At 38.4% G+C, this 19,023-nt stretch carries 21 protein-coding genes, 1 pseudogene and 1 other annotated feature; of the genes and pseudogenes, 5 read left to right on the top strand and 17 right to left on the bottom strand.

The window, feature by feature from the left end; all coding sequences use genetic code 11:
* Window positions 1-305: 305 nt before the first annotated feature.
* The 3 genes from gltA to aroD all read right to left on the bottom strand — a co-directional run bounded on the left by gltA (window position 306) and on the right by aroD (window position 3,392).
* Window positions 306-1,697: an NADPH-dependent glutamate synthase gene (gene gltA, locus BQ9859_RS02750; protein WP_075876752.1), complete on the bottom strand. Its 1,392-nt coding sequence runs from the start codon at window positions 1,695-1,697 to the stop codon at window positions 306-308.
* 2 nt (window positions 1,698-1,699) lie between these two features.
* Window positions 1,700-2,542, bottom strand: coding sequence for a sulfide/dihydroorotate dehydrogenase-like FAD/NAD-binding protein (locus BQ9859_RS02745; RefSeq protein ID WP_075876748.1), 843 nt, complete (start codon window positions 2,540-2,542; stop codon window positions 1,700-1,702).
* Window positions 2,543-2,621: 79 nt separating this feature from the next.
* Window positions 2,622-3,392 (bottom strand): type I 3-dehydroquinate dehydratase, encoded by a 771-nt coding sequence (aroD, locus tag BQ9859_RS02740; protein ID WP_161941276.1) that lies wholly within the window; start codon window positions 3,390-3,392, stop codon window positions 2,622-2,624.
* Window positions 3,393-3,740: 348 nt separating this feature from the next.
* Here aroD and BQ9859_RS02735 point away from each other — a divergent pair, with 348 nt between their 5' ends.
* Complete coding sequence (locus BQ9859_RS02735; protein WP_075876746.1) at window positions 3,741-4,982, top strand: shikimate kinase; 1,242 nt, start codon at window positions 3,741-3,743, stop codon at window positions 4,980-4,982.
* A gap of 13 nt (window positions 4,983-4,995) precedes the next feature.
* Window positions 4,996-6,015, top strand: a complete 1,020-nt coding sequence (gene aroF, locus BQ9859_RS02730) for a 3-deoxy-7-phosphoheptulonate synthase (protein WP_075876745.1) — start codon at window positions 4,996-4,998, stop codon at window positions 6,013-6,015.
* Window positions 6,016-6,028: 13 nt separating this feature from the next.
* On the opposite strand, the gene BQ9859_RS02725 is transcribed toward aroF, so the two are convergent.
* The gene (locus BQ9859_RS02725; RefSeq protein WP_235846375.1) at window positions 6,029-6,721 is read right to left on the bottom strand and encodes a M48 family metallopeptidase; all 693 of its coding nucleotides are present in this window, start codon (window positions 6,719-6,721) and stop codon (window positions 6,029-6,031) included.
* Between the two features lie 143 nt (window positions 6,722-6,864).
* On the opposite strand from BQ9859_RS02725, the gene BQ9859_RS02720 reads away from it, so the two are divergent.
* Window positions 6,865-7,806 carry a tRNA modification radical SAM protein MnmL/YtqA gene (locus tag BQ9859_RS02720; protein WP_075876744.1) on the top strand — a complete coding sequence of 314 codons (942 nt, stop codon included), beginning with the start codon at window positions 6,865-6,867 and terminating at the stop codon, window positions 7,804-7,806.
* A 47-nt stretch (window positions 7,807-7,853) separates the two neighbouring features.
* Window positions 7,854-8,555, top strand: a complete 702-nt coding sequence (locus BQ9859_RS02715; protein ID WP_075876743.1) for a gamma-glutamyl-gamma-aminobutyrate hydrolase family protein — start codon at window positions 7,854-7,856, stop codon at window positions 8,553-8,555.
* Here BQ9859_RS02715 and BQ9859_RS02710 read toward each other — a convergent pair.
* Together BQ9859_RS02710 and BQ9859_RS02705 are read right to left on the bottom strand one after the other, a co-directional pair.
* Entirely contained in the window at window positions 8,484-9,026 is a 543-nt protein-coding gene (locus BQ9859_RS02710) for a YqaA family protein (protein WP_075876742.1), read from the bottom strand. The genes BQ9859_RS02715 and BQ9859_RS02710 overlap by 72 nt on opposite strands.
* Before the next feature lie 36 nt (window positions 9,027-9,062).
* Complete coding sequence (locus BQ9859_RS02705) at window positions 9,063-10,211, bottom strand: MFS transporter (RefSeq protein ID WP_075876741.1); 1,149 nt, start codon at window positions 10,209-10,211, stop codon at window positions 9,063-9,065.
* A gap of 99 nt (window positions 10,212-10,310) precedes the next feature.
* Between BQ9859_RS02705 and BQ9859_RS02700 the strand changes: the two genes are divergently transcribed.
* Window positions 10,311-10,643 carry a cupin domain-containing protein gene (locus BQ9859_RS02700; protein WP_075876740.1) on the top strand — a complete coding sequence of 111 codons (333 nt, stop codon included), beginning with the start codon at window positions 10,311-10,313 and terminating at the stop codon, window positions 10,641-10,643.
* Between the two features lie 71 nt (window positions 10,644-10,714).
* On the opposite strand, the gene BQ9859_RS02695 is transcribed toward BQ9859_RS02700, so the two are convergent.
* The 11 genes and pseudogenes from BQ9859_RS02695 to BQ9859_RS02645 form a co-directional block, all read right to left on the bottom strand.
* Window positions 10,715-11,968, bottom strand: coding sequence for a thymidine phosphorylase (locus BQ9859_RS02695; protein WP_075876739.1), 1,254 nt, complete (start codon window positions 11,966-11,968; stop codon window positions 10,715-10,717).
* Window positions 11,965-12,666: a pseudouridine synthase gene (locus BQ9859_RS02690; protein WP_235846374.1), complete on the bottom strand. Its 702-nt coding sequence runs from the start codon at window positions 12,664-12,666 to the stop codon at window positions 11,965-11,967. The genes BQ9859_RS02695 and BQ9859_RS02690 overlap by 4 nt, the downstream gene beginning before the upstream one ends.
* A gap of 39 nt (window positions 12,667-12,705) precedes the next feature.
* Complete coding sequence (locus BQ9859_RS02685) at window positions 12,706-13,185, bottom strand: membrane lipoprotein lipid attachment site-containing protein (RefSeq protein ID WP_075876738.1); 480 nt, start codon at window positions 13,183-13,185, stop codon at window positions 12,706-12,708.
* A gap of 111 nt (window positions 13,186-13,296) precedes the next feature.
* The gene (locus BQ9859_RS02680) at window positions 13,297-13,449 is read right to left on the bottom strand and encodes a DUF1540 domain-containing protein (RefSeq protein WP_075876737.1); all 153 of its coding nucleotides are present in this window, start codon (window positions 13,447-13,449) and stop codon (window positions 13,297-13,299) included.
* Window positions 13,450-13,489: 40 nt separating this feature from the next.
* Complete coding sequence (locus tag BQ9859_RS02675; RefSeq protein WP_075876736.1) at window positions 13,490-13,672, bottom strand: sporulation protein Cse60; 183 nt, start codon at window positions 13,670-13,672, stop codon at window positions 13,490-13,492.
* Window positions 13,673-13,686: 14 nt separating this feature from the next.
* Window positions 13,687-14,562: a 4-hydroxy-tetrahydrodipicolinate synthase gene (gene dapA, locus BQ9859_RS02670; protein WP_075876735.1), complete on the bottom strand. Its 876-nt coding sequence runs from the start codon at window positions 14,560-14,562 to the stop codon at window positions 13,687-13,689.
* Complete coding sequence (locus tag BQ9859_RS02665; protein ID WP_075876734.1) at window positions 14,562-15,140, bottom strand: dipicolinate synthase subunit B; 579 nt, start codon at window positions 15,138-15,140, stop codon at window positions 14,562-14,564. The genes dapA and BQ9859_RS02665 overlap by 1 nt, the downstream gene beginning before the upstream one ends.
* Window positions 15,133-15,903, bottom strand: coding sequence for a hypothetical protein (locus BQ9859_RS02660; RefSeq protein WP_075876733.1), 771 nt, complete (start codon window positions 15,901-15,903; stop codon window positions 15,133-15,135). The genes BQ9859_RS02665 and BQ9859_RS02660 overlap by 8 nt, the downstream gene beginning before the upstream one ends.
* A gap of 91 nt (window positions 15,904-15,994) precedes the next feature.
* Window positions 15,995-17,233 (bottom strand): tyrosine--tRNA ligase, encoded by a 1,239-nt coding sequence (gene tyrS / locus BQ9859_RS02655; RefSeq protein ID WP_075876749.1) that lies wholly within the window; start codon window positions 17,231-17,233, stop codon window positions 15,995-15,997.
* A 39-nt stretch (window positions 17,234-17,272) separates the two neighbouring features.
* Window positions 17,273-17,469, bottom strand: a binding site (T-box leader).
* A gap of 81 nt (window positions 17,470-17,550) precedes the next feature.
* Window positions 17,551-18,591 (bottom strand): ribonucleotide-diphosphate reductase subunit beta, encoded by a 1,041-nt coding sequence (locus tag BQ9859_RS02650; RefSeq protein ID WP_075876732.1) that lies wholly within the window; start codon window positions 18,589-18,591, stop codon window positions 17,551-17,553.
* Between the two features lie 9 nt (window positions 18,592-18,600).
* A pseudogene (locus tag BQ9859_RS02645) lies at window positions 18,601-18,900 on the bottom strand (ribonucleoside-diphosphate reductase subunit alpha); the annotation flags it as partial.
* Between the last annotated feature and the right edge of the window lie 123 nt (window positions 18,901-19,023).

Raw genomic sequence — 19,023 nt, 5'->3', positions numbered from 1 at the left:
ATATTTTGGTTTAACGTTACTTTTACCTATCTTATAATTCTCAACACACTCTAATTTAAATTCCCATGAATATTTCATATAAGAATACCCCTCCTCCTAGTTGTCTAGGATTTGGGGTACATATCAATTACTGGACTTTTTTTCTTTATACAATTTAATTTCAACTAAACAAAAAGAAAATTGACAGTTTCTTGATAGTTTTTATTTTGAAATCATAGTTAATCACAGTAATAAAAAAAGCCCGTTAAATCGTCAAAATAACGATTATAACGAGCTTTTTCAATCTTTGATAAATTCAAATTATATTATTTCTGTTTATCTTGGATATATTCATCAATAGCTGCAGCTCCCACTTTGCCAGCTCCCATGGCCAAGATAACTGTAGCAGCTCCTGTAACAGCATCACCACCAGCGTAAACACCCTCTCTGGTAGTCAAACCATTTTCATCAGTAATCAAGCAGCCTTTGCGGTTTGTTTCTAATCCTTTTGTAGTGGAGCGAATCAAAGGATTTGGCGAAGTACCGATTGCCATGATCATGCAATCAATATCCATTACAAAATTGCTGTCTTTGATTTCTACAGGGCGCCGACGACCACTTGCATCTGGTTCACCAAGTTCCATCTTCACACATTCGATACCATTGACCCATCCTTCTTCATTTCCAAGGACTCGAACCGGATTTGTCAACAAACAGAATTCGATTCCTTCTTCCATCGCATGTTCGACTTCTTCCTTACGAGCAGGAAGTTCTTCCATGCTTCTTCGATAGACGATCGTTACTTGATCAACTCCCAAACGTTTTGCACATCGTGCAGCATCCATAGCGACATTTCCCCCGCCAACGATCACTGCTTTATTTGCATGCTGAATAGGCGTATCGACACCTTCTTTATATGCTTTCATCAAATTGCAGCGTGTCAAAAATTCATTGGCAGAATAGACACCTTTTAAATTTTCACCTGGCATCCCCATAAAATTCGGCAGGCCGGCACCGCTGCCTACAAAAACTGCTTCATACCCTTGATCGAACAGATCATCAACTGATTCACTACGCCCGATGACTACATTTGTTTCGATATCAACTCCTAACTGACGTAATCCGTCTATTTCATGAGTTACTACGTCCTTAGGCAAACGAAATTCAGGGATTCCATACATCAATACGCCGCCAGCAACATGCAGTGCTTCAAATACGGATACATGATATCCTTTTTTTGCCAAATCGCCTGCGCAAGTCAGACCAGCAGGTCCTGCACCAACAATTGCAACCTTATGACCGTTCATCTCTGGTTTGTCAACGGTTTCTTTCACGTTCTCTCGATACCAGTCTGCGACAAAGCGCTCTAATCGGCCAATTGCAACACTTTCTCCCTTTTTACCACGCACACATTGTTGTTCACATTGTGTCTCTTGTGGACAAACTCGTCCGCATACGGCTGGTAAAGAGCTTGTTTCTCTTATGATATGATATGCTTTTTCAAAATCCCCTTCTTTGACTGCTAAAATAAAATCCGGAATATTAACAGAAACTGGACATCCATTTACACAAGGCCGAGTTGGACAATGTAAACAGCGTTCCGCCTCCTCCATCGCTTGTTCTTTTGTATACCCTAATGCAACTTCAGAAAAATTACTGCGTCGGATCATTGGATCTTGAACAGGCATTTCTACTTTTTTCAAAGACATATTTGGCATGATCATTCGACCTCCTTTTTGAACAGATTGCATGTATCTTCTCTTGCTTTTGCCTCAAAAGCACGATATGTCGAACTGCGTGCCATCGTTTCATCAAAATCAACTAAATGCCCATCAAAGTCAGGTCCATCTACACATGCAAACTTCATTTCCCCGCCAACGCTTAAACGGCAACATCCGCACATGCCTGTACCATCGATCATGATTGGATTCATGCTGACAATTGTTTTGATATCATATTTTTTTGTCAACAGACAAACAAATTTCATCATTGGAAGCGGTCCGATTGCAATAACTTCATCAAACTTTTCTCCCTGTTGAATCAATTCTTCCAGTACATTTGTCACTAAACCTTTTTTTCCTGTACTTCCATCATCACTCACCAAATAACAATGTTGGCTGACAGCTGCAAATTCATCTTGCAAGATTACCAGATCTTTATTACGGAAACCTGTGATGACCGTAACTTCACTGCCGTTATTGTATAAGGCTTTCGCCGTTGGATAGGCAATGGCACAGCCTACGCCACCGCCAATTACGCAAACCTTTTTTAAGCCTTCCACTTCACTTGGCTTCCCTAATGGACCGACGAAATCTAAAATGCTGTCTCCAACCTCTAATTGATCTAACAACATGGTTGTTTTGCCCACTATTTGAAAAATGATCGTAATTGTTTTCTTTTCCCGATCATAATCTGCTATCGTTAACGGGATGCGTTCCCCGTCTTCATGCACGCGCAATATAATAAACTGCCCTGCTTTAGCTTTTTTTGCGACCATGGGCGCCTCTACGACCATCCGTGTCACTGTAGGATTTAATCTTTCTTTTTCTATGATTCGATACATCCTGTTCCTCCTCTCAAATCACCTGATAACTCATTAATATTTATTTTACTATCTTTTTTTATTACTCACAAGTTTTTCTCTATTCTCTTTCAGACAATACCCTATGAAAGAACTTAAGAAATGTCTGCACATCATGAATGGACAGCTGTCCCGGAGCACTGCTATCGCATACTTTCACAAAACTTACACAAGAACCAAATTCTTCGCCAACCAAACGGGTAATTCCGCCTAAACGTCCCATGGCCATGGTGATAAATGGTTTCTGTAAACAGTTCTTTGCCCATGCGCTCACTTCCAGTAAACGGGCCACATCAAGTGCATCCCTCGGCATGACAGCGATCTTAACGATGTCTCCATGAGTTTCTGCCATCTTTTCTGCTAACGTCTTTAATTCTTGGAAGGAAGCAGTTTTTATAAAATCATGTGATGAAACGATTACTTTTTGATCATGTTCATGTGCAAGCGAGATCAGATGCTCCCGTATGTCATCTGCCATCGAATATTCTATATCAATTAAATCTGCACAACGACTCTGGATGACAGTTGCATATATATTTTTATACATTTGTATACTACTTGAAAATGATCCGCCTTCTGCTTTTGTACGAATGGTCGTTAACAGCAACTTATCTTGACAATGATCTTTGATCATCTTTAATAGCATGATCAAAGATGTGGATGTCATCTCCTCTTGAAAAAGATCCAGACGCCACTCGATGATATCTGCATCGCTTTTAGATAGAATTTCTAAATCTTGTCTCATCGTTTTTTCATCAGGGGAAGTCAACGGTGCACAAAGCAAGACCTTTCCATCCCCAAACACGCGATTCTGTATTTTTATTGAGGTCACAATCATTCACTTCCTAACATATTAATCAGTATAGCGGAAAAACAGTTCAAATTTCAATCATAAACTGTAACAATTTTCAATATGTTTGAAAATTGTTGCTTTTTTTCAATTAAATGCTTGCATTTTGATTTGAATCGCTGTATTCTAAATACATCAGGAGTGATTGAAATGCACATGATTTTAAATTCTTCTTATTACTTTTACTTTTAATAGCCTCAGAGAATCCAATGCAATTTATTGATACTTGGAGTTTTTCTGAGGCATTTATAAAGCATCGAACAAAAAAAGTTGATGCTTTTTTTGTTACCTGTGCAAAGACATTTCTGTTTAGAAAGAAAGGAAAAAGATATGAAACGTTATGGTTTAATCGGAGAGAAACTCTCTCACAGTTTTTCAAAGGAAATTCATGAAGCGATTGCAGACTATACATATGATCTGATCCCGCTTTCAAAAGAAGAATTCCCTAAATTCATGGAACAACGGGACTTTACAGCAATCAACGTAACGATTCCGTATAAAAAAAATGTCATCCCTTATCTGGATGAAATTGATGATGCAGCAAAACAAATTGGTGCTGTAAATACGATCGTGAATCGAGATGGAAAATTAAAGGGATATAACACGGACTATACAGGTTTCTTATACATGGTAAAAAAACATCATGTTGACATGGAAGGCAAAAAAGTGCTGGTGATTGGAAATGGCGGTGCCAGTGCCGCCATACGTGCTGCAGTTGCTCATGAAAAAGCAGCCAGCATGATCGTTGTAGACATCATTGTGGGAAATGGTGCCATTTCTTATGAAGAATGCTTAGAAAAGCATTTGGATGCACAGATCATCATCAACACCTCCCCTGTTGGAATGTATCCAAAGACTGGGAATTCACCAATTGATCTTTCTTTATTCCATCGCCTCGAGTCTGTTATGGATGTAGTCTACAATCCCCTTACAACCAAGCTGGCACTAGAAGCGAAAGAAAGAGGGCTGATTGCGGTAAATGGATTAGAGATGCTGGTAGCACAAGCAAAACAAGCCGTAGAACATTTTTTGAATGAAACGATCAATGATGAGGTGATCGATCAAATATATCAAAACCTTTATCAAGAACGCTCCAACATCATTCTGATTGGCATGCCAAGTGCTGGAAAAACAACGATTGGACAATGCATTGCTGAAAAATCACATAAAGAATTGATTGATATGGATGCATACATTGTCGAAAAAGAAGGAAAAAGCATTCCTGCAATTTTCGAAGAAGGCGGCGAACCGCTGTTTCGTGCGAAAGAAACGCAGGCAGCAATTACATTATCAAAATACAACGGAAAAGTGATTGCCACTGGTGGCGGGATCATCAAACATAAGATCAACATGGATTACTTAAAGCAAAACGGAATCGTCATTTTCATTGATCGATCATTAGAGTATTTAGTAGGCAGCGATGCCACCCGCCCTCTTTGCAGCAGCAAAGATGCGGTAGCACAGATGTATGAAGAAAGAATCGATTTATATCGTGCATACGCCGATTATATCGTCGACAACAACAGCAGCCTGCAATCTTGTGTAGACGCTATTATACATATTTTACAATAGAAGGAGAAGAATTATGATTATATCCATTAAAAAAAATGCAAATCCTGAAGAAGTACAGGCATTGATCGATACTTTAGAAGCGAAAGGTGTAAAAGCCGTAGAAATACAAGGATCCGAATTTAATGTTTTCGGTTTGACAGGTGATACGTCCATCATCGATGAGAAAGCGGTGAAAGCCTATCGCTGCGTGGAAAATGTCGTACGTGTGCAAGCAAAGTATAAACTGGCAAATCGCATGTTCCATCCGGAGGACACAGTGATCGATGTAAACGGCATCCGCATCGGCGGCAAAGAAAACATTGTTGTCATCGGCGGTCCTTGTGCCGTAGAAAATAAAGAAATGATCATCGAACTGGCGAAAGAAGTAAAAGAAGCCGGAGCAGTAATGTTACGAGGAGGTGCATATAAACCTCGTACTTCTCCATACGCCTTCCAGGGGATGCGTACAGAAGGAATCCTGGCAATGGTAGAAGCACGCAAACAAACTGGGCTGCCGATCGTGACCGAGTTGATGGGTGAAGCACAGATCGATGAATTTGAAAAATATGTAGATATCATTCAGATCGGTGCTCGAAATATGCAAAATTTTGAATTGCTAAAAGAAGTCGGTAAGCGGACAACAAAGCCTGTATTACTTAAAAGAGGATTTTCCAATACAATTGATGAGTGGATCATGAGTGCTGAATATATCATGGCGAATGGAAATCCAAATGTCATTTTCTGTGAACGCGGCATTCGCACATTTGAAACAGAAACACGAAATACCTTAGATCTAAGCGTAATTCCGATCATCAAAGAAAAGACACACCTTCCGATCATCATCGATCCTTCCCATGCCACTGGCGATTGGAAGCTGGTCGAAGCTGCTTCTCTAGCTGCAGTAGCCGCTGGGGCTGACGGACTGATCATCGAAGTGCATGATCATCCGGAATGTGCGCTAAGTGATGGTGCACAGTGCTTAAAACCAAAGAAATTTAAACAATTGATTGAAAAAGCCCGTAAAATTGCAAACGTGCTGGATCGGGATATATAAAAAAAACGCATCGTTATTTGACCTTTGTGGCCAAAGCGATGCGTTCTTTATAATCAGGCATGTACTGCTTGATCAAAGCATAAAACTCTTTGGAGTGATTCGGATATACAAAATGTGCAAATTCATGCAGAATTACATATTCAATAAATTCCACCGGATAATGAATCATTTTTTTATTTAATGTAATCTGTTTTTTTGCCGGTCTACAATTTCCCCATTGTGATTTCATCAATCGAATTTTTAATTGCGGCATGGCAATGCCATAAGCCTTTAATCGTTTGCAAGTCAATAAAGAGATATCATAAAAAATATCATAACATAATTGATCCAAGTACTCTTGAACCAACTTTCCGCATTGTTCTTTTTTTTCGTATTGGATGTAAAATGTCTCATCACTATAATATACAAGCGGATGTTTGCTTGGCATGCGCCGGATACGCAATGATTTCCCTAAAAGCTGTATATGCTCGTCATCCATCAATGTTGGAGAATCCTCAATTTCTTCTTGTTTGCTACGGATCCAGTCCTCTTTTTTTAATACAAATGCATCTATCGTTTCTTTCGTAACAAAAGGATTTGCGCTGACAATGATCTCTCCGCAACGATTGATCCTCATATTGATGTTTTTTACTTGTTTATATAATAAAGTGTAGGAAATGATGCCTTTTTTTCCTTCAATTTTCCTCTCTTCCCTTTCCAATATCATCACCAACCTATAATTGCGTGATTTATTTTAACATAAAGTATTACAAAACTAAACAAAACCTTTACTTTTTTTATGAAATATTTTGATAAATTGGTTAGTGGTGCAAAAAAATGAAACTATGTTAAAATAAATGCGGTGATTTTATGAAACAATTCAAACATCCATTTCCCTTTTCAGATGATAACAAACGTTATCATACTTGGAATTACTACTTAAAACATCACTATGGTCAAAAAGTTGCAAAAGTGCCTTTAGATGCTGGTTTCACCTGTCCAAACCGAGATGGGACCAAAGGCTATGGCGGCTGCACATACTGCAGTGCTGCCGGCAGTGGCGATAGCATCGTCACACATGGAGATTTGATCGATCAGTTTGAAAAAGGATATGCGATCATGGCTCGAAAATGGCCGAATTGTAAAGCAATGGCTTATTTTCAGGCATACACGAATACCTATGGTCCAATAGAAAAACTGCAGGCAAGTTTTGTCCCTTTCATCGAACGAGAAGATGTTTGCGCTCTTGCGATTGCTACAAGAGCAGATTGTCTTAATGAAGAAAAAATTGCTTTTCTTTGCGAATTGGCAAAGAAAAAAGAAATATGGATCGAATTAGGGTTACAAACGATCCATGACGCAACTGCCGAGCAGATCCATCGAGGACATACTTTTTTTGAATTCCAGCAATGTGTTCAAGCGCTTGCTCCTACTCCTTTAAAAATTTGTGTACATTTGATCAACTCTTTGCCAAATGAATCTATAGACGACATGATCGAAAGTGCCAAAGTAGTTGGATCCATGCCGATCGATGCTGTAAAGATCCATATGCTGCATATCATGAACAATACGCAAATAGCCATGCAATACCAGCAACATCCATTTCCATTGCTTTCAATGGAGGAATATGTCGATGTTGTCATTCAGCAGCTCGAAGTCCTTCCGCCTTCTATCATCATCCAGCGTTTGACCGGGGATGCTCTGGCAAAAGATTTGATTGCTCCTGCATGGACCTTACATAAGATACAGGTACTAAATGATATAGACAAAGCAATGGCGAAGAGAAATACATGGCAAGGAAAAAAATTATAATCGCATTTTGAAAGTTCATGCATACGCTATAACTAGGTGAGAGAAAGATGCAATGTGTTGGTATCTTATGCCGCAAGCAAATTTTAGAAGCAAACGAACGATATTTCATTAATTCTTCATTGATCAAACCGCTCTCTGCCCTTCCCATTCTTCTTCATCCAATTTTGCATGTGACCCACATACAGGAGGAAGTACATGCTTGTGACGGTTTGATTCTTCCTGGTGGTCTAGATGCTTTTGGCGTTTATGCAGCCAAAGAGGCAGATAGTTTTTCAAAGTATTATGATGGCTTTGCCGATTTTGAAGAATTAGCGATCATCGAAGCCTTTATCAAGCAAAAAAAACCAATATTAGGAATCTGCCGTGGCATGCAGATGCTGCAATTATTTTTTCAAGGTACATTAGAAACCAGTTATGATACTATACTGCACCAGAAAGAGCATCGTCATGTTCTTCATTTTGCAACAAATACCTATTTAAGACAACTTTATGATCGTCCTTGTGAAGTGAATAGCTATCATCATCAAAGAGTGACAAAGATTCAATATCCTCTCATAGTGGACGCTTATTGTGAAGATGGAACGATTGAAGCCTTTCATCATGCCTTTTTACCCATCATTGGTATTCAGTGGCATCCGGAGTTACAGCAAGATGATCGTATCCTTCCTTATTTTATTTCACTCATTTGCAATAAAATACCTGCCTTTGATCCAACGAAGGATCCCTCCTATCAAAACAAGCAAGCATAATAGATTTCCATATACTTGAAAATCAATGATATCTGCAGCTTGTGCAATGGAATATCCAATCAACCAGCTTCTGAGAAAACGCGAAAAGCTATCGGTTAAAGAAAAAGCAATATAGTTCATATTAGAAAAACCTGCTAAATAAGGTAAGATAAAATCGGGAATAGGTGTGATGCCTCCGATAAACACAGCAAATACCCCATATTTTTTCATTAACATCTCCCATCGCTCAATCTGTTTTCGACTGAGCAAGTGGGAGATGATTTTTTCTTTTGAACGTTTTGCCATACCATAGCCGATCGTTCCTCCGATCCATGTTCCAACTGCCCCTTCGACTGCAAATTGCAAATAGGACTGGGGAGCATCTACACATAATGGAATCAGCAATACTTCCAGAGATGGAAGCGGGAGAAATGCTTTGCATAGAGCGTATATGATAAAACCAAGCTCTCTATATCCATACAACAGATCCATATGACACCTCTTTGCTATTGTATATGATTGAACACATCATTTATGCGTACTCTCTACGTTCTTTCGCAGTACAACAGACAGGATAAAAGGAATCAGACACAAACCAGCAAACATATAAATAGTGACATCCTGCCCAACAGATTCAACCAACCACGAAGCAATCAGCGGTGTAAACAAAGCACTCACACCTATATAAATTGCCATTGCAAACATCTGTGCACTGCTGGCAACACGTTGATCACTTAGTTCTACAATCAAAAACTTGCTGGCCAATAGAATAATAGGCAAAGTGACTAACTGCAATATTGAGCAGCCAATCAACAAAAGCGGTGTGTCAAAAAATGCATAGAAAAAAAACTTAATGCTATACATAACTATACCAAACATCAGCAATTTGATTGGTGAAACCTTTTTCACCAGCCAATTGCCAGCGAAAAATATAGGAATCTCAGCAAATGATTGTATACACCATTTCCATCCCACATCTCTTGCATTTCCGCCGATTGTTAACAGCTTATCAACAACCGTATATTGATCAGCAGTACCAACGATATAAATGAACAACAAGGTGATCACCAATAATACATATTGATGATTTTGGATGAGGTTTCTTATATCTTCCTTAAGACAACCCCTTTTTTCTTTCTTTACATCCTTGCAAAAAAACAATAATACTCCGTTGATGATACCAATAATAAGCAGATACCATTTTAAATCTTGATAGGAAATGGATAATACAAGATATCCTATCAAGATAGAGCCTACGCTCAATCCCAAAGCTCCTCCTGCACGTAATATTCCATAATGTGCGGCATCTGCTTCTAACATCCACGTCTCGTTTAATCCCATCAGCACTTTTACCATTCCTCCGCTAAAACTGATCAAAATAAAATGATATAAAAAAAGAGCATTGTCTACCCATAACATCCCCGTCGCGGCCGCTATATAAAAAAAGAAACCGAGGAGAAAAAAATTTTTTATCATATGAAATCGATCACAAAGATACCCAAATAAGAATTGTCCTGCAATCGCAACCACCGCGCAGCCAGCCAGCAAGACACCCTGCTGTATACCGGAATAACCGATGAATTTTATAAAAGGAATTAACTGTGCATTCACAAAAGACAAAGAAACGAAGATCAAAAAATTGCAAACAAAATAAAATAGCAATCTTTTTTTTGCCATCTCATCACTCCAATATTAGTATGAAAAAAAACTTAAAAGTTATTCCTTCTTTTTCTTGGTATTATGTTAAAATATCCATACGAAGAAAGAAGGTACGTTATGGAAAAGGAAATTCAGCACTTTGAAAATAGAGCAGGAGGAAAAGGATGGATCCATATCGAACATCTCTTATCAAAAGAAGATATGAATGAAATGGTTAAGATGTATGCTCGTGTAACGATCGATCCACATGCAAGCATCGGATACCATCAACATGTTGACGATGGGGAAAGCTATTGCATAATACATGGAACAGGCATGTATACAGAAGATGATAAGACATGGAAAGTTTCTGAAGGCGATATAACATGGACCCCAAGTTCTCATAGCCATGGCATCGAAAACATAGGTGAAGAACCGCTTGTACTCATTGCCTTGATCCTGAAAAAATAAATCAATATTAAAAAGATCAATTCCCATGTTTATGGAAATTGATCTTTTTGTATACTGGTTGTTTTATATTTTTACTGTATTTCGATTGCCGCATAAAAATCCTGGATCCATTTTTCTGTTAATGGCTGATTTGAATAAATGTGCGCCATCGCTTCGCCTTCTTTTATTTTCTCTGGACTCTTATGAAGGAATACGATACCAACGCTTGGATCAATAGACTCTCCTTTTTTGGTTCGCCCGGCACCCAGTTCCATCGCTAGTATTCCTAAAGAGCGAGCATGCATTTTTTGGATGGTTCCGCTCGTCAATGCGCAAAGTGTTGTATCAAATCTTGCCTGAGCGAAAAGAGAAGGATCTTTTATAACAGAGACATCACCGCCTTGTGCCATTACCATCTCACAAAACTTTTCAAAAGCACTTCCATCCTGCAAAGAGCAGATTGCTTTTTGTTTTCCTTCTTCCAAGGTATCAGCCAATCCTGTCATCTGTAACAAGATGGCTGCTTCTTCTATGCAAAGCGTTTGAAAATCCTTCGGTCCTTCCCCTTTTAGTGTGTGGATTGCCTCGATAACTTCTAAAGAATTTCCAATTGCCAAACCTAAAGGTTCATTCATATCTGAAATGATTGCATGGACTTTTCGATGAAAATACGCCCCGATTGCACACATGCAATCTGCCAGTTGCTGTGCCTCTTCTTTTGTTTTCATGAATGCCCCTTCGCCAAATTTCACATCGAGCAAAATAGCTTCACTGCCTGCCGCCAGTTTTTTTGATAAAATACTGCTAGCAATCAAGGGTATGCTGTCAATGGTACCTGTCACATCACGCAAAGCATATAAGAGCTGATCTGCAACTACAAAATCGTCACTTTGCCCAATAATAGCTGCATGTACTTTCTTTACTTGCTCATAAAATGCATCCGTTCCCATCGTCGTTTGATAACCTGGAATGGATTCCAGCTTATCGACAGTACCTCCCGTATGTCCTAATCCACGGCCGCTCATCTTAGCAACAATTCCGCCACAAGCAGCCACCAAAGGAACCAGAACCAAAGAAGTCTTATCACCTACTCCGCCGGTAGAATGTTTATCGCATGTTATTCCTTTTAATCCACTAAGATCCAACGTCTTTGAGCTGTGCATCATAGCATCCGTCAGCGCAATCGTCTCATCTAATGACATGCCTTGAAACCACACAGCCATCAAGAAAGCGCTCATTTGATAATCTGCTATCTCCTGATGTACATACGCATGAATCATCTCATGTATCTCGTCCCATGTTAAAGAAAGACCATGTTTTTTCTTTTCGATCCATTCTAAGATCATGAACGGCATGCCTCCTTTAATAAAGCGATCTCTCGATCACTTAATTCTCTCCAATCTCCTTCATCTAAATCACCTAGTTCTAACGGTCCAAAAGAGATTCGCTTTAACTGAATGACCTCATTATTGACTGCTTGCAACATTCTTTTCACTTGATGAAACTTTCCCTCGCGTATAGATAGATGGATCTTCTTTTCATCAACGATGTCTACTTTCGCGGGAAGTGTAGTAAAATCACCTAAATCTATTCCATTGCATAATGCAGAAATTGCTTCCGCATCTATATTTTTTTCCAAACTTACTTCATAATTTTTCCATACATGATAATTAGGTGATAACAATCGATGCAATAAAATGCCATCATCAGTTATCAGTAACAATCCGCTTGTATCTAAATCTAACCGTCCGACTGTCGACATTTTCTGAAACCGCAGCGGCAATAAATCAAATACGGTTGCATGTAATCCATCCTGGTTTGCACAAATATATCCTGGTTTTTTATTCAGCATGATGTAGGTATGTTCTTTGTATAGAACAGGTTCATCATATAAAGATACCACATTTGTATTTTCATCAAATTTATAATCATCTTTCCATTGAATGATGCCGTCAACTTTTACAGCACCTTTACGAATTAATTTTTTTACTTCTTTTCGTGTGCCAAATCCTTGATTTGCCAAAAATTTATCTAATCGAATCATTGAATACCTGCTTTCTATTCTAACGAAAAAATAGATAACTTATGCTTCTCTTGCGCAATCGATCACCCAATAACATTGTGATGTATTCACTTCTGAAGCATCTTTCCATTGAATGACAACTCCCAGCAGATCATCTTCACTAGTCAGCGTGCCTTCTAAAGTAAGGGCAGAATAGTAACCCTTTTTTGTATTTTCCTGATTAGGGATCACTTTGTAAATTATATCTTCATCAAATCCCAGAGAGCTGCATTCCCCATTTGTATTTAACGGCATTGCCACTACCTTGATATCATACATTGCATGTTCAAAATGATCGATCGTTAAAGTATAACGGCAATGATCATCCCCCGACAATGTTATCTCATAATCAAAAGGCAACACGTCTGATATTGCAAGTGAACCATTTTCTATTTGTGCTTGCAGCTGTTCATACTGTTCTTGTTCTGCACGATGCTCCTTCACTGTCGTACATCCACTCAGCAAAAAAACAACAAAAAGAATCGAAAACATACGTTTCATTCTATCACCCTCGAATGCATTATATCATTTTGCAGAATTTGCGTCTATTTGTTTTCTAGTACATGGAAAAAAACAAAAAGAAAGTGAAATAAACACTTTCTTTTTAAACTGTTAATTTTTACTTTCAAATGAACTGCATGCTGTTTCATGCACATTTTTGGCATGGATGCAATTATCACAGCATACTGTGATTGTCTTTGCATTACAATGCTGATCCTTTTGGAATTTGCAAGATGTCACATCACAAAAAATTTCTGTTTTCATACACAATTCACCTCCATACAAAGTTAGTATGGATAAAACCTCATTTTTTATTCTCATACTGAATCAATGCAGAAAAGCAAAAAATCTGATCTTCTCCTTGCATTGCACAACATGTCGAAAATTGAATTCCAACCAATTCAATCATAGGGTTTTTCTCTAAAAATTGATTGATGTCTTCTTCCAGATCCAATTCGTGTTCTTCATCAAATAATTTGACCCGCACATGCTCACCCGTTATTATGTTATCTTTTTTTTCAATCGAAGTTTGTCATAACATGTGCGTGCCTCCTGGTCAAGTATGTGCTGCGTATCTTTTGTAATAGTACATAAAGGCAGACGCAGGATGTTGTTGCATAAGTGTGCTTGCGACAGCATATATTTGATTGGAGAAGGCGAAGTTTCTAGAAAACAATATTTAGCAAAAAATTCTAATTCATGCTGCATTGCCTGATTTTTAGTTAAAATTGCAGTTTTCATCTCCGGCAGCAACATATGCGACATCACAGATATGACGCCGTCTGCTCCTGCAGCAATAGCATCAAAACACGTCACATCATCCCCGCTATAAAAATAGAGAGATGGAAATAGTTTCTTTAATTTTGCTAACGTCATATAATCTTGGGCTGCATATTTCATTCCTGTGATGTTGTGACACTTCATCACCAGACGTTCGAATAATCTAATTGTAATTGCTGATCCCGTACGAGATGGGACATGATAGAGTAAAATATTTTTTCTTGTCATTGCGCTGGCTGCTACAAAATGTGCGTACAATCCATCTTCACTTGGCCGGTTGTAATAAGGCGTCACTATGAGATATCCATCCAACGGATACTTTTCAAACCGGGCTATATTTGCCAAAGTTGTCGCTGTGTTATTAGTACCGGCGCCTGCATATACTTTCACTCGTCCTTTCGTGATAGATAAAACTTTTTCAATGATTTGCTCTTGTTCCTCCATCAATAACGTAGGGGTTTCTGCAGTGGTACCACAGACGATAAAACCATCCACACCTTCTTCTATCTGCATTTGTACAATGTTTTCCAATGCTTTCCAGTCAATTTGATTGTCTTGATCAAACGGAGTGATCAATGCTGTCCATATCTCTTTCATTATTCTTTCCCCACAAAAACCGGCTGCATTTGCTGATGCTGCAAAACATGCTCTATCGCTTCCTCTAATACATCAAATCGTGCACTCATACTGCGTGGCTTCTGTTGAATATCATCTTGATACATCGGCAATGTATACATATTTTTCCTGGCAATCAGCTGCAATAAGTTTGCCCCGCTGATTCCAATAAAATCATTTGTAGATAAACCAATCAAGATTGGTTTATCATTACGTAAGATTGCTTTTGCAGCCAATGTGACGCTCGTGTCATATATACCGTTTACTAATTTTGAGACAGTAGTGGCACTTGCCGGTGCGATCACCATTACATCGTATTGATTTTTAGGTCCCACTTTTTCACTTTCTGGTATCGTATCAATGATATCGTGCGTGGTGAACGCAGACAATGCTTTGCGAAATTGAGCATGCTGAAAAAAACGCGTATCCAGTTTTGCCGTATTTTCACTGATAACAAATGTCAGATCGTATCTGTCTGTCAGTTTCGCTAATTGATCTAATATCTTCTTATGATTACAAAATGATCCGCAGATTCCAAACAAAACCTGTTTTTTATTCATTCCACATCCTCCTTACAAAGTTAAAAATGGCCTTTGCACTCGACTTAGGGGCAAATAATTCCGGTAAATTTGCCGCTCTTGTATAAAGGATACGATGTTCTGCGAGCATATCTTCATATTGTTTTTCTGATCCGCTGATATCAATAACATGTACATGCGGCGGCCATTTTTTGATCAATGATTCATTTAAAACATGAACTGGAGAACATTGGATGACAAACGGTGCACAATATTGTGGAAGCCAGTGATCGATCAAGCATTCATCATCGCCAATACAATGATCGTGACGAATATAGCGGAGATGAACGCCACATTTTTGTAAAAGACAACCGATTGCTTTCCCGCAATGACCTTTTCCTATGATATCGACTTGATATTCTTCCATGGCCCGATCTATTTGATCCAAAAAATAGAATAATGTTCCTTGCGCAGTTAATTTTGCATTTTCATCAATGAATTGTTCATCTTGTAAATAATAAAATTTAGGTTGTTGCAACGTTTCAAGAAACCTGGTTTCACGTCCTGCAAAGATCTTGCAGTCCTCTCGCAAACATTCCCAAAAATAATTTGGCAGATCGATATGCTGGCGGTCCATATAATCCCCTTTATTTCCTTGTACTGATTGCATAGGAAGAATAAGTGCATCTAATTTGCTCAGATCAAAATTGATCAATTCATCAAACGGAATGCAAATGTGTTCTTTCTTTATCAGTGACCGTAATTCCTCCATGCGATTTTCTTTTCCCCAAACGGATACGATCATTTCATTCCTCCTTCGTTGTATACTATGAATACAATCATCAAAAGGAAACAAATAAAAAAAAGGGAATCCGCTCAAGATTCCCTGCCTATCTTCATTGTTCTTGAAAAGTGATGACATAATAATTCTTCTTGCCGCGCTTAACCAGCAGCATGTCATCAACTAATCGTTGTGTTTCATCAACCATAAAGTTCTCTTCTCTGATCTTCTCGCCATTAATGGCAATCGAACCGCTTTTGATCCATTCACGAGCCTCTCTTTTGCTTGATGCAATTCCTGTTGTTACCAGCATGGAAGCAAGATCCATTGATTGTGATAATGGTCTTTTTTCCATCGAATTGAGTGCATCTCTTTGCTCATCCTGCGTCAGATCACGAATATCGCCTTTAAACAATGCATTTGTGATATTTAAAGCAGTATTATATGCACTTTCACCATGCAAGAACGTAACAACTTCTTTTGCCAATGTCTTTTGCGCTTCACGAAGATGCGGTTCATTTGCAACACAGTTTTCTAAACGATCTATCTCTTCTTTGCCCAAGAATGTGAAACGTTTCAGGTATTCGATGACCTTAGCATCTTCTGCATTTACTAAGAACTGATACATCTCGTATGGAGAGGTTTTCTTTGCATCCAGCCAGATCGTTCCTGATTCGCTCTTTCCAAACTTGGTACCATCCGCTTTCGTGATCAACGGCATTGTTAGACCATAGCACTCTACATCTGCACCATGTTTTTTACGAATCAATTCCAATCCTGAAGTAATATTTCCCCACTGATCTTGACCACCGATCTGCAATGTACAATTTTTTGTTTCATACAAATGCAAGAAATCCAATGACTGCAGGATCATATATGAGAATTCTGTATAGCTGATTCCTGTTTCCAAACGGCGTTTGACTGTTTCTTTATTGATCATATAACTTACATTAAAGAATTTGCCATAGTCGCGTAAAAAATCAATGATCGTCACATCTTTTGTCCAGTCCAAGTTATTGACCATTTCAAAACCAAAGACCTTGCTGATCTGATCATGCAATGCAGCATAATTATGTTCAAGGACCTCTTTTGTTAACATATTGCGTTCGCCACTTGCCTTAGGATCGCCAATGAAACCTGTAGCTCCTCCTACCAGCATCAAAGGGTGATGTCCATGATCTGCTAATCTTTTCGCTGTTAACAAACTGGAGAAATGCCCGATATGCATACTGTCTGCCGTTGGATCCGTTCCAATGTAAAAAGTCATTCCTCCCTCATTTAATTTTTGTTCTAGGTCCGGACTCGTCACATTGTCGATCAGTCCTCTCCATTTTAATTCCTCAAATAAAGTCATTGTCTTAGCTCCTTTTCTAAAATAAAAAAAACGTCCTTCAATAAGGACGTTCATCACGCGGTACCACCTTACTTCACTACAATTTGCAGTGCACTCTTATCTGTAACGTAGATTGACGGCTTTTCTTTTCAAAAAGCAGCTCCAAGGTGTATTCTACATTTCAATCGTTGCTTTTCCACCAGCCAAGCACTCTCTATACGATTTCCACATATACTCTGTCTCTTCATCGCTGATAGTTATATTATAACGATTTTTTATAAAAGTACAACTTCTAAAAGAAAAGAAAAACATTTTTTACACACAAACAGGCAATCTGATCATAGATCATCTTCGATTGCACTGGATTTAGCATATGCAGTTGATTTAGCTTCAAAAAAATCCGTTTTGATATTATTTGCATTACTGTAGTCATTTACCCATTTCATGGAAGCAGGCACTTCCTGATATCCTTCATACAGTGGTTCAAAATGTAATCCGGCAGCACGCAGATTGCCTAAATAACGTATATAGTCTTCGATCATCTGCATATTGAGGCCTTCAATTCGATCATCTAATACATAACGTGCCCATTCGATTTCTTCTTCCACACCTCGACGAAGCATCTTACGATAAACTTCCACCTTTTCTTTGGTAAATAATTCCGGTTGTTCTTTTTGCAATTCTAACAAAATATTGCGGAATAACCAAAGATGGGTATTCTCGTCACGATTGATATAGCGAATTTCTTGTGCAGAGCCAGACATTTTTCCCATCCTTCCCAGATTGTAAAAAAACATAAAACCAGAGTAGAAATAGATGCCTTCCAAGATATAATTTGCCATCAATGTCTTTACAAGATTAAAATCATCCCTATTTTCTAAAAATGAGTTATACTGATCACCCACAAAACGATTACGTTTTAGCAGCTGCTCATCATTTTTCCATTGATATAAGATCTCATCTCTCTTTGCCGGCGAACAGATCGAATCCAACATGTAGCTATAGCTCTGTGAATGAACGGCCTCCTGAAATGCTTGAATCGTCAAACACAAATTCACCTCATTTGCAGTAATGTATTCGCCAATATGCGGTAAATTGGCAGTTTGGATGGAATCGAGAAAAACAAGAAATGATAAAATTTTATCATATGCAGTTCTTTCGGCATCTTCCAAAGTTCGATAATCCAATACATCCTGGGTCAAATTAATTTCTTCCGGGATCCAAAAATTATTCATGGCTTGACGATACCATTCGCTGACCCAGGTATATTTCATATTATTAAAATCATTGAGATTCGTTGTGTTCCCATTGATCATTCTTCTCTTCTGGACCTCAATATCGCCATTTTCATTAAATAACGGTTTCTCTTTTAATTTCATTAGTTCCTCCTATGCGCTGCATGATTCACACTCTTCCACTTCCAGAGCTTGACTACGTACATAATAAATTGTCTTTACATGATGCTTCCAGGCTTCTATATACAAATTTAAAAGTTTTCGAAAAGTAAATGAATTCGTTATATATAAGTTAACCGACTGTGCCTGGTCAATATGTCTTTGACGAACGCCTGCAGCTTTTACGATCCAATTTTGATCGATATGATGTGCATTTTTATACAGCCAAAATGTTTGATTATCCAAATCTGGTGCTACACGAATGATCATGCTGCCTTTCTTTTCTTCCATAAAAACTCACTAAATTTCTGATTATCTTTTCATAAGCTGGTAAATGTCGGTATAGCCTGTATTTTAGGGCTTTATCGGCATTTTCCTTTGGGAAGATACTCTGCATAAGCTGGCATTTACCAGCAT

Source organism: Merdibacter massiliensis (genome assembly GCF_900155395.1).
Lineage (GTDB): Bacteria > Bacillota_I > Bacilli_A > Erysipelotrichales > Erysipelotrichaceae > Merdibacter > Merdibacter massiliensis.
Note: the sequence above shows the minus strand (reverse complement) of the source record. Positions and strands in the feature narration are given on the sequence as shown.